Raw genomic sequence first — 10047 nt, 5'->3', positions numbered from 1 at the left:
GCGTTATTACTGGATTTTCGCTGTGACCTTAATCCCTCAAGAGTCTCATCTTCTCCCACCTTTTACTCGTGTTGCAATTGTATCTAATTTTTCTAATACTTTCCTATAATCCTAAGTACTACATGACCACACCACACATCATTCTTCTTTATTTATTATTTTTCTTTTAATTTGATTGTTTCGAGGAATAAAATGTATCAGTTTAAGAATATATATGATGAAAGTTTATTTCTGTATTTGTTCTAAGGAAAGTATTTTTTCTATTTTGGATTAAAGTCATATATTGAATTAAATGCAATTAAGGTTGTTTAAGTGATCGAATAAATATAGAAATGGTTAAATGTCTTACTGAATTTCTATGTTCTTTAAAATAGACTAGTCATTATGTAACCTTTAAAACTATATATAATTTTCAATTCGTAGAAGATGATGTGACACGCTTGAGGGAGTTGGGCTGCAATGAAAATCCATTTTTTCGAGCTATTCTAAGCGAGAAAAAATTAGTTGAATGCAGCCCCCTAAGCAAGGGAACCATCATCTCAAGAATTGATCAAGAATTGATTTAGTCGTAATAAAACACCTCTAAAGCGAGTATTAGAATCAACTTTAGAGGTGTATTTAATCAATTAACCTTTTGTTTTCACTTTTGAAATGTAAGTGGATGGTTTGTCTTTATCGTAAATTGTCAAACCGGTAATATCTTTGGTTTTAACTGGTGTGAACAAGCTCACCACATAAGATATGATAAATGCGATTGTGAATGACATGATTGACACGTAGAATGGTGCGCTTGGATTACTTTTATCATTAAGTAAGTAAGCGACTAGGATACCTGCAATCAAGCCGACGATAACGCCGAATGTGTTTGTGCGTTTTGTAAAGATACCTACTGCAAAGATACCTGCGAGTGGTACACCGAAGAGACCTGTGATGAGTAGGAATAAGTCCCAAAGGTTGTTTGACTTCGCAAAGATGAGATACATGGACATGCCGTAACCGAAGAGGCCGGCTAGGATAATCATCAAACGTGCGAATTTCACTTCGTCTTTCTCTTTGCCTTTACCGAAGAAACGGTGTTTGATATCGACTGAGATACAAGCTGAAATTGAGTTTAAGCTTGAGGAAATTGTCGATTGGGCTGCCGCAAAGATAGCCGCAACGAGTAAACCGCCTACAAATGGTGGCATTTGAGTTAAGATAAAGTATGGCACTACGGAAGATGTGTTGAAATCTTTCGGTAATGTGCCTGCATGTTGATAGAAAGAATATAGCATTGTACCCATACCGTAAAATAATGGTGCGGATAGAATGGCTAATAGCCCGTTTGTCCAAAGGGATTTACGTGTCTCTTTCATCGATTCAGAAGCTTGGTAACGTTGAACGACATCTTGGCTCGCTGTGTATTGATGTAAGTTGTTAAAAATGTTTCCAATAAAGATAATTGGAAAGGCTGCGCTTGCTGAGTTAATGACGAAGTTGTCTGCACTCAAGATCTTCTTGTGTTCCATTGCGTCGTGCCAAATTGTGCCGAAGTTACCGTGAATTTGAAGTGCGCCGAGTAAGATGATGAAGAAGGCACCACCAAGGAGGATGACACCTTGGATAAAGTCACTCCATACTACCCCTTCGAATCCACCTAGGAATGTATATAGAATACATAGTACGCCGACGAGTGTTGCGACGATGTACGGGTTCATGTCTGAAACTGATGTAATCGCTAGTGTCGGTAAGTAAATAACGATAGCGACACGTCCTAAATGGAAGAGGACGAATAATAGTGAACCAATTAAACGAATACTCGGACCAAAGCGTGCTTCTAAATATTCGTAAGCTGAAGTTACTCTTAACTTTTTAAAGAAAGGTACATAGAAGTAATTCAGAATTGGTACGATAGCGATAATCGTAATTGTACCTGCTACATAAGCCCAGTCAGTCAAGAAAGCTTTCTCTGGTGTGGACATAAATGTAATCGCGCTTAACGTTGTTGCGTAAATCGAGAAACCAACTACCCATGAAGGTAACTTACCTCCAGCGGTAAAGAAGCTATCTGTATCTTTACTCGCTCGTTTCGTGAAGTAAGACCCAATTAATAACATTGCCACCAAGTAGACGATGACTGCTACCCAGTTCCATAACCCAAAACCAACTTGATGCATATTCCCAACCCCTTAATCTTATAAATGATATTGTTGTATTAATTTGTTCAAACGTTCTCTCTTATCGTCACTGAGTGGTTTCAATGGTCGTTTAGGCATACCACTCTCAATACCTCTTGAACCGAGAATTTCTTTCAGCGCTGGGTAGATACCAAGTTCTAACACTGTGCTGATAATGTCGTTTGTTTCGTTTTGAATGCGTAATGCTTCTTGTACTTGACCTTGTTGAACAAGTTCGAAGATTTGACGTGCACGTTTACCGTTGACGTTGTATGTAGAACCAATGGCCCCGTCTACGCCTGTAACTGCTGCTTGAATCAACATTTCGTCGAAGCCTGAGAAGATGAGTTTGTCAGGGTACGTGTGACGTAAACGTTCAAGTAAGAAGAAATCAGGTGCTGTGTATTTCACGCCGATAATCTTGTCGTGAGTAAAAAGCTCATCGAATTGTTCGTTCGTAATGTTGACGCCTGTTGAGCCAGGGTTCGCATAGATAATGAAATTATTTTGCGTTTCTTCAATCAATTTGAAGTAGTATTCTTTAATTTCTTCAAAACTGAATGGATAGTAAAACGGTGTTACAGCTGAAATTGCGTCATAACCGAGTTCTGTCGCATATTTACCTAACTCGATCGCTTCGTTCATATCGAGTGCGCCGATTTGTGCGATGAGTTTCACGTCATCACTAACCGCTTCTTTCGCTATCTTGAAGATTTGTTTCTTCTGTTCTTTACTAATGAGGAAGTTCTCTCCTGAGCTTCCGTTAACGTAAAGTCCGTCCATACCTTCTGTTTCAATCGCATTACGTGCAATTTGTTTCAAACCTTCTTCAAGCACTTGGCCTTGTTCGTCGAAAGGTACGAGTAAAGCTGCATATAATCCTTTAAATCGTTCGTCCATCATTAATAACCTCCAGTATGATCTCAACTTCACAATATTCACAAATTCGTTGTTGTAGTTCTGTCGTCTGCTTTATACAATGAGAAAGTGATTTACAATTCAAATTGTAAACGCTACCATAAGGAGTATCAATATTATTTTGAAAATAAAAGTCATATTCATGACGATTCTGTGAAAATATTTTTCATTAAAATGTAAATAGAGATGGAGGACATACCATGGAGCGAATAGCGATAGATGTCGGTGGAACACATATCAAGGGAGGAATCATCGATACGAAGCTCACGTTGAAAGACAAGATGAAGATTGAAACGCCTAACAATATCGATGCGAAGATTACAGATGCAGTCTTTGAACTTGTGCAACGTTACATAGACAAACATCATTTGACCCACCCACAAATCGGTATTTCAACAGCAGGTGTTGTCGATGAATCAGCGGGTCGCATCGTCTATACAGGTCCGACGATTCCCAACTTTAATGGTACGAATTTTAAGACGTTGCTTGCCCCTTTAAGCAAGGATGTTCATGTATACAATGATGTGAACGCCGCCTTACTGGGTGAATTGAGTTTGTATGAGTATGATGCTAAAAATATCTTCTGTCTCACATTAGGAACTGGAATAGGTGGTGCTTTCTACGATCAGCACTCAGGTTTATATAATGGCGCGAGAAATCGTGCCAATGAGATTGGATACTTACTCTATCGCTCTACTGATGAGACGACGTATGAGTTGCGAGGATCTGTGCGTGCGTTGAAACAACGTATGCAAGCACAGCACTTTGAGTATGGTGATGATATTATTAAGTTATTTGAACTTGCGATTGATGAGGGAGATTCGAAGGCACAAGAAATCTTAAATACGTGGAGCGAGGATGTCGCCGAGGGAATTGCCCAAATTCAAATCCTTTATGATCCTGAGCTCATCCTGATTGGTGGAGGGATTTCATCTCAAGGTGAACGTCTCTTACGCTACATTACGCCAAAGGTTGCACACTACCTGCCACCTGAATATGGCCATGCGCGCATTCAGACGATGCAGACGCAGAACGATGCCGCATTGTACGGGGCTGTGGCACAATTTCATTAAGTTACAAATTAACGCACGACAGTGGAACGCGACTTATTCCACCTCGTGCGTTTTAGTTTGATAGTTAAAATGTAGCCAATCAAGCGCTATACGTCGCCCTTTTTATCCGCTAAAATTACTTCCGTCGTTTGACGATACAAGCCACGTAAGTAATCATCTTCAAGGAGTAAATAACTGACGATGTCGACCAAGAACGACGTCGCAATTTGCGTATTCACAAAGTATGGATCATTAATGCGTTTCTGGTCTGTCGTTAACAGAACTAAGTCGGCAGATTGCGTGAGCGTACTCCCCTCGTAGTTGGTAATTGCTACGACAAAGGCGCCCCGTGCTTTCGCGATATTCGCTGCTGCTATCAGCTCTTTCGTCTCACCACTATTTGAGATGGCAACGAACGTATCAGACTTCGATAACAATGATGCGTGAATCTTCATCTGATGTGCATCCGTAGAGACATTCCCTTTCATGCCCATACGCATCGTACGATAGTAGAACTCTGTCGCAGATAAGCCCGAGCTTCCTAAACCAGAATAAATAATTTGGCGACTGCGCTTTAACTGATTGACGAAACGCTGAATCTGTTTCTCCGAGACGAACTCACCCGTCTGTTGAATCACGTTCTGATGATAGTTATGTATACGTTGAATAAGTGGACTATTCTCGATCGGTTTCACCGTCTTCTCCTGTTGAAGACTGAATTTCATATCTTGAAAATTCTCGTAATTGAGTTTATGTGCAAAGCGAGTGATTGTGGCCGGAGACGTATCGATGGCACTCGCAAGCGAATTAATCGTTGAGAAATCGTCTGTGAATTCCGTTTCTTCAATAAATGCGACAATATCTTTATCCTTCTTCGTCAGTAAATGGCGATAACGTTGTATACGATTCGCAAATTTCATTACTTACTCTCCCCTTTGTGCAATTGCAGTGAAATGTTACCTTTTTTAAATTCGAACCGGTGAACTATGTTTGCTTGGGAGTGAAATAGACATCTATTTTATTTCGTGTTCTCAACTCCACAAGGATAACTAAGTTTAAAAAAGTATAATTAGCATTTTGAAAACAAACAGCTAGTGTGAAAACCAATAGTTACTTTCTACACCTTACCTATAGTTAACAAGAATCATAAATTAAGATGAGCCTGAGATATTAAAAGGAATAACATATAGAGTGAATTAAAATTAGACTTATATTTAATTATTAGTAAATTTTCAATGTGTACTCGAGACGCTTGATGGATCTAGACCACAACGAAAATCCATTCTTCGAGCTCTTTGAGCGAAAAGAATTAGTTGAGTGTGGTCCCATAAGCAAGCGAGAGTTATAACATTGAAAATTGAATATTTTTAATGTTATCTCAACCCATGGATGTCTTCCCAGTATATATGAAAATATTTTTCACAACAACTAAAAGTATTGATTATTATTTTCCGAGTGTTATATTGAAAACAATGAGATAATCGGCTCACGCACCACCTCACAGGACGGACTATAAACTAGGGCGATCATCATCTAACTATACTAACTGGAGTGAAGAATTATGTTACCACAAGGGTTAATCGTTTCATGTCAGGCCTTACCTGACGAGCCATTACACTCTTCATTTATCATGTCTAAAATGGCACTTGCTGCTTACCAAGGGGGCGCAGTAGGTATTCGCGCCAACACGAAAGAGGATATTCAAGCGATTCAACAAGAGGTCGACTTACCGATCATCGGGATTGTGAAACGCGATTACGAAAGTTCTAAGGTCTTTATCACAGCGACTTCTCAAGAGGTAGACGAATTGATTGAGAGTGGTTGTGAAGTTATCGCGCTCGATGCGACGACACAAACGCGTCCGAAAGAATCGTTGTCTGAGCTCGTAGCATATATCCGCGAACATGCGCCAAACGTAGAAATCATGGCTGACATTTCAACGCTAGAAGAAGCGAAACAAGCAGACGAATTAGGCTTTGATTACATCGGTACTACATTACGCGGCTACACTGACTATACGAAAGGTCACATTCTTTACGAGGATAACTTCCAATTCTTGAAAGATGTACTCGAAGCTGTAGATGCGAAAGTCATTGCGGAAGGTAACGTGATTACACCTGAGATGTTTGAAACTGTGTCCAACTTAGGTGTGCATTGCACAGTTGTAGGCGGTGCGATTACACGTCCGAAAGAGATTACGCAACGCTTCGTGAACGCACTTAAATCTTAATAGACGTGCTTGATAACGAAAGGTAAGATATTCAATACCGTTATTCAGCGGCACAATTCATGTCTGTGACATTAAACAAGCCACTTCAATACTTTTAAAAAAGACCTCTCAAATTAAGGTGATTGATGACTTATCGCCCTAATTTGAGAGGTCTAACTTCTTTCATGATGAAAGACTATATACGTAAATCAACATTATGCAGCCTGTGCTTCAAAGATTTTACGTTTCTCCCACTGACCCGTTTGCTGATTATATTTATCGCACGTAATTAACGTCAATTGTTGCTTATCGGATTTATGCTCATCCAACACTTTGACATCGTCTGGATTCACATCGTAGATCTTCGAAATCTTATACGTCCGCTTCTGCCCATCAATCGTTAAATACACCTTACTACCTTTATGTGCAGCAGGTAAATTTGTGAACTGATAGTGATCGCGGTCTGTAAATGTATGCCCTGCAATCGCCACGTTCTGATCCGACATCGATTCATCTTTTTCTGCAAAACTGACACCACGGTTAAGTTGTTCAGGTGTCGCAGGCCCTGGATACACAGGCGTCTTAATTTCCGCATCCGGCACAGAAATATACCCTGCCATTTTCGATGGATCTTTAGGTATTTGTGGTGTCGATTCCGATTTCTTCTCTTTATTTTGTTTTTGATTATTTTTATCATAATGCTCAATCTTGTCTTCGTTATCCTTTTGAGTAAAATAATTGTCGATATGTGGTTTCATAAACATGTAAATGGCCGCTAATATGAGAATTACGCCCACAAGTGTTAATAAACGGCTACCCCATTTCTTCATAGCTTTCCTCCGTTATGACAGATAGTAATTTAAGTCATAGTATATCATGTTATCCACCCTATTGTACGCAATATTCACTCGAACTTTTTCAAATATCTTATGCTACACTGTAGTTATTATGTGTAAAAGTCATCGGGGATTCCGAAGTCATTTTACCATTTTACCTCAACTATAAATATGAAAGAAGGTTAGACCTATATGATTCGCCCAATGACACAAGATGATTTGTATGACGTAGTAGATATTTATAACCACGCGATTGAACACACGACGGCTGTCTATACCTATGATCCTGTTATGATAACAGAGCGCCTCGTTTGGTTTACCGAGAAATTAGAGAGGGAGGAACCTCTACTCGTCTATGATATTGATAGTCATGTAGCTGGATTTGCGACGTACGGTAGTTTCCGTGATTGGCCAGCATATCGCTACACGGTAGAGCATTCGATTTATGTTGATCCGAACTATCAAGGTCGAGGTGTGGCAACTCAGTTACTGACTGAACTTATCCATCTTGCGCGAAAAGCGGGCTATCATACGATGGTTGCGGGTATTGATGCAGAGAATTCGGCGAGTATTGCACTCCATCAGAAGTTCAATTTCCGTCATTGTGGCACAGTTACAGAAGTTGGTCACAAGTTTGGACGATGGCTCGACTTAGCGTTCTATCAGCTACATTTAGAAGGATGAGGATTTTTCTGTGAGTACTGATTTAGTAATTACGCGGTAGTTGTCTGCATTTGAGTGGGCTAACGCCTACTCGAACGCTAGTCATCCTCGCGGGGGCAAGACGACGAAATCAATAAATTGATTTCTGTCTATTATATTGTTTTCAACGAATAACATTAATTCACTTTTTTACTTCTAATTCAACAGTTACGCGGTAGCTGTCTGCATTTGAGTGGGTTAGCGCCTACTCAAACGCTAGTCATCCTCGCGGGGGCAAGACGACGAAATCAAAGATTTCTGTCTATTGTATTGTCTTCAACGAATAATATAAATTTCCCTTTGTACTTCTAATTCAATAATTACGCGGTAGACGACTGAATTCGAAATTGCTTGCGCAGTTTCGAACACTAGTCGTCCTCGTGGGGGCAAGACGACGAAATCAATAAATTGATTTCTGTCTTGCTCCCAAGTTAGGAAATCGCAGAAAAGTGGTATAACATAATGTATCACAATATTTTAACAATAAGGAGCATCACATTATGAGTGTATTAACTAACGAAGAGAAAGTACAGATTCTATCTGATGTCGTCGAAATTGAATCGGTGAATGACCATGAGAAAGATGTCGCTGAATACTTACAGAAACTTTTTAACAAATACGATATCCAATCTGAAATCATCAGTGTTAACGACTCAGATTCTCGTGCTAATCTCGTAGCTGAAATTGGTAGTGGTAGCCCTGTATTAGGCGTTTCAGGACACATGGATGTAGTAACAACAGGCGATTTAGATAGCTGGAATTATGAACCGTTTAAACTTACAGAAGATGATGACGGTCGCCTTCACGGACGTGGTGCTGCTGATATGAAATCAGGTACAGTCGCACTCGCGCTCGCATTAATCGAGATTAAAGAAGCTGGCACGTTGAAGCAAGGCACGATTCGCTTCATGGCTACTGCGGGAGAAGAAATTACGAGTGCCGGCGCGAAAGATCTATATGAGAAAGGTTACATGGATGATGTAGACGCCCTACTTATCGCTGAACCGTCTCAAGATGGTCTTGTGTATACCCATAAAGGTACGATGGATATTCGCGTGACATCTAAAGGTAAATCTGCCCATAGTTCTATGCCAGAACTCGGCTTTAACGCGATTAATCCACTCGCTGATTTCATCCATTACTTAAATAAAGCTTATAGTAAAGTGGATGTTAAAAGTGACGTTCTCGGTACACCAACAATGAACGGTACAGTTATTAACGGTGGCGACCAAGTGAACTCTATTCCAGACCGCGCAGAAGCGTTATTCAATATGCGTACAATTCCAGAATATGATAATAAACGTTTCGAATCTTTATTTAATGAGGTCAAAGACCAAGTGGAAGAAACGAAAGGCGTCGATTTAACTGTTGAACCTTACGTTAATCGCGATCCAATCTCTACTACTGGTGACAGTGACTTTATTAAAATGACACAATCATTAGCTGAATCTCACTTCAATCGTTCATTTGACTTAACTTCAACAACGGCGACTACCGACGCATCCTTCTTGATGAAAGATAAAGATGAACAGTTCGGCTTTATCATGTTTGGTCCAGGTGAATCAGGCCAAGCGCACCAAGTTGATGAATATGTGTCTAAAGACGTTTATACTCAATTTGTTGATTTCTATACGCAACTCTTCCCAAAATATTTAAATCAGTAAACAATGATAGCGGATGAATGGCGAAGCTTTAGAGCTCGAAATCATATGAGAGTTGAAATTTTGTCATTTGAAGATGTGAGTTAGTTTTAGTCGATATATTGAAAAGATGAAGCGCGATAGCCAAGCTATTGCTATATTGCGAATAAGTAGAACCGTGGACATAAGTAAATCGCGGTTCTACTTTTTTATTTAAATGTGGCATTTTACTACCCTTATATTAAGAAATTAACGCTTTTAAATATTTAAGAAACTTATTAAGGAAATAAACTTTTATTAATTTTCTGAATTTTGTGTTGTCAATTAACTCCTCTAGCTATATAATTAACTCATATAATGAGTGTGCCGCTTCTTCCGTTACTTACTTCATCACAGTTAAGTCATTCATACATTCACTTTATACGACTTCACTTAGGAATGAGCGACCATTCATTATACGAGACGTCTGTGAAAGCCAGGGTTAATTTCTAAGCTCTGGCTGATTAGACGCTCAACATCCATAAACAGTTAATA

Annotated in this window: 8 protein-coding genes; 4 read left to right on the top strand and 4 right to left on the bottom strand. The window is 39.5% G+C overall.

Annotation, left to right across the window (positions count from 1 at the left end; translation table 11 throughout):
* Window positions 1-626: 626 nt before the first annotated feature.
* Complete coding sequence (locus tag HMPREF2802_RS03745; RefSeq protein WP_002473105.1) at window positions 627-2156, bottom strand: sodium:solute symporter family protein; 1530 nt, start codon at window positions 2154-2156, stop codon at window positions 627-629.
* Between the two features lie 18 nt (window positions 2157-2174).
* The gene (locus HMPREF2802_RS03740; protein WP_040807045.1) at window positions 2175-3056 is read right to left on the bottom strand and encodes an N-acetylneuraminate lyase; all 882 of its coding nucleotides are present in this window, start codon (window positions 3054-3056) and stop codon (window positions 2175-2177) included.
* 218 nt (window positions 3057-3274) lie between these two features.
* On the opposite strand from HMPREF2802_RS03740, the gene HMPREF2802_RS03735 reads away from it, so the two are divergent.
* Window positions 3275-4147, top strand: coding sequence for an ROK family protein (locus HMPREF2802_RS03735; RefSeq protein ID WP_070502807.1), 873 nt, complete (start codon window positions 3275-3277; stop codon window positions 4145-4147).
* A gap of 86 nt (window positions 4148-4233) precedes the next feature.
* On the opposite strand, the gene HMPREF2802_RS03730 is transcribed toward HMPREF2802_RS03735, so the two are convergent.
* Window positions 4234-5046 (bottom strand): MurR/RpiR family transcriptional regulator, encoded by an 813-nt coding sequence (locus tag HMPREF2802_RS03730; RefSeq protein ID WP_002473086.1) that lies wholly within the window; start codon window positions 5044-5046, stop codon window positions 4234-4236.
* A gap of 641 nt (window positions 5047-5687) precedes the next feature.
* Between HMPREF2802_RS03730 and HMPREF2802_RS03725 the strand changes: the two genes are divergently transcribed.
* Window positions 5688-6356, top strand: coding sequence for an N-acetylmannosamine-6-phosphate 2-epimerase (locus HMPREF2802_RS03725; protein WP_070502806.1), 669 nt, complete (start codon window positions 5688-5690; stop codon window positions 6354-6356).
* Between the two features lie 194 nt (window positions 6357-6550).
* Here HMPREF2802_RS03725 and srtA read toward each other — a convergent pair whose 3' ends face one another.
* Window positions 6551-7165: a class A sortase SrtA gene (gene srtA / locus HMPREF2802_RS03720; RefSeq protein ID WP_070502805.1), complete on the bottom strand. Its 615-nt coding sequence runs from the start codon at window positions 7163-7165 to the stop codon at window positions 6551-6553.
* 198 nt (window positions 7166-7363) lie between these two features.
* Between srtA and HMPREF2802_RS03715 the strand changes: the two genes are divergently transcribed.
* Together HMPREF2802_RS03715 and HMPREF2802_RS03710 are read left to right on the top strand one after the other, a co-directional pair.
* The gene (locus tag HMPREF2802_RS03715) at window positions 7364-7855 is read left to right on the top strand and encodes a GNAT family N-acetyltransferase (RefSeq protein WP_070502804.1); all 492 of its coding nucleotides are present in this window, start codon (window positions 7364-7366) and stop codon (window positions 7853-7855) included.
* Window positions 7856-8373: 518 nt separating this feature from the next.
* Window positions 8374-9537: an ArgE/DapE family deacylase gene (locus HMPREF2802_RS03710; protein ID WP_070502803.1), complete on the top strand. Its 1164-nt coding sequence runs from the start codon at window positions 8374-8376 to the stop codon at window positions 9535-9537.
* Window positions 9538-10047 lie beyond the last annotated feature (510 nt).

Source organism: Staphylococcus sp. HMSC071G07 (assembly GCF_001811435.1).
GTDB lineage: Bacteria > Bacillota > Bacilli > Staphylococcales > Staphylococcaceae > Staphylococcus > Staphylococcus pettenkoferi.
Note: the sequence above shows the minus strand (reverse complement) of the source record. Positions and strands in the feature narration are given on the sequence as shown.